Raw genomic sequence first — 1,245 nt, 5'->3', positions numbered from 1 at the left:
GCTCTTGCCGGGGGGTTTGTTGGGGGGATTATGGCTGAAATCCTATATTTGCAACAGGAAATGAATCCAGTAGTTGTGTGAAAAAAATCTTTCAGGCCCGCTAACGGGTTGAATTGAATAAATCATTATAATTATTTAAATGATTGTAATGATTTAAACCGTTGCGGGGCTGGGAGATCCTTACGACCCGGGACCGGAGAAACCCAAAGAGCCGGCAGCAAATACGACCATGCTCACCCATGTTACCGTTGTACCACCGGAAGGGGATTGGTATGAAGTGACTGCCAGTGTGCCGGATGTATTTGTCAGCCAGCAACACAAACCCCGGGATAAGAAACTCTACGAGTATTACTATGTGCCGGAAACCATCGAGTGCTTTACCGGCTTCACCCTGTTGGTGGTAGAACGAGAATTACGACCAGGGCCGGGTATGTTTCTGGCCCGGCGTGAAGTGAATGGTAAACAGCAGTTGTGCAGTTTTCAGATCAGTTATAAAGGTCTCGATCAGGCCAGCACCCGGCAGCCGGATATGCAGACCATTGGTCGGATGCGGATTATGGATTACTGGGAATTAGACCTGAGACGGTAGGGTTGCTGGGTTCCCGCATCAAAACCCGACACATATCCCTGATTAATAAGGTGGGTACGCCAGCAGTCCCGCCTTTAATGCACCTTCTACTGTGCCATTCACGTACTCTTCACCGGGAAAGAATATTTCCTCACTGTCGTATCGTGCAGAGGAGTATTTATAAATCGCAAAAGACCAGTCATCTTCTCCGCCGTTGAACTTCAATCGGCAAACCTGTCCCGGTCCATGGGTGTCAATTTTATCGAGATACAGATATTCTCCCCGGTATCTTTCCTGGTACTGACAACCATTCTCCTTGTTGAACCTGTCAATAATATTCGCAACATTGTTCTTTATGGTTTGGGGGATTTTCACTACCGCCTCCCGATCATTGTTCGCTGACACCACAATCAAATGCAAGACAGGTTCGAAGCATTGCAAATCCTGTTATTACTGATCAGGAACTGAAAGTGACAACCGCTCTTTCTCCAGAGCGTTGATACGTCGTTTAAGCTTGCGAAGCTCCCGGTCAATATCATCCTGTCTTTTCTTCAACTTCTTTGAATGAGCCCAAGAATAAAGACGCATCCTCACTTTTTCCAGAATAAGTCTGTGGATAAGTTGTTGGCAGGTTGTGTTTATACTGTCAGTACTTCGTTATAACCCGTTGCAGTACC

Annotated in this window: 3 protein-coding genes; 1 reads left to right on the top strand and 2 read right to left on the bottom strand. The window is 46.6% G+C overall.

What is annotated here, in order from left to right:
- Window positions 1-229 precede the first annotated feature (229 nt).
- Window positions 230-589 carry a hypothetical protein gene (locus KDK14_RS03130; protein WP_257263564.1) on the top strand — a complete coding sequence of 120 codons (360 nt, stop codon included), beginning with the start codon at window positions 230-232 and terminating at the stop codon, window positions 587-589.
- 42 nt (window positions 590-631) lie between these two features.
- On the opposite strand, the gene KDK14_RS03125 is transcribed toward KDK14_RS03130, so the two are convergent.
- Both KDK14_RS03125 and KDK14_RS03120 read right to left on the bottom strand, forming a co-directional pair.
- The gene (locus KDK14_RS03125) at window positions 632-943 is read right to left on the bottom strand and encodes a hypothetical protein (protein WP_257263563.1); all 312 of its coding nucleotides are present in this window, start codon (window positions 941-943) and stop codon (window positions 632-634) included.
- A 75-nt stretch (window positions 944-1,018) separates the two neighbouring features.
- Complete coding sequence (locus KDK14_RS03120; protein WP_257263562.1) at window positions 1,019-1,156, bottom strand: hypothetical protein; 138 nt, start codon at window positions 1,154-1,156, stop codon at window positions 1,019-1,021.
- Window positions 1,157-1,245: the final 89 nt, after the last annotated feature.

Origin of the sequence: Endozoicomonas sp. ONNA2 (genome assembly GCF_024606365.1) — a bacterium.
Lineage (GTDB): Bacteria > Pseudomonadota > Gammaproteobacteria > Pseudomonadales > Endozoicomonadaceae > Endozoicomonas.
This window is presented reverse-complemented; position numbering and strand designations above follow the sequence as displayed.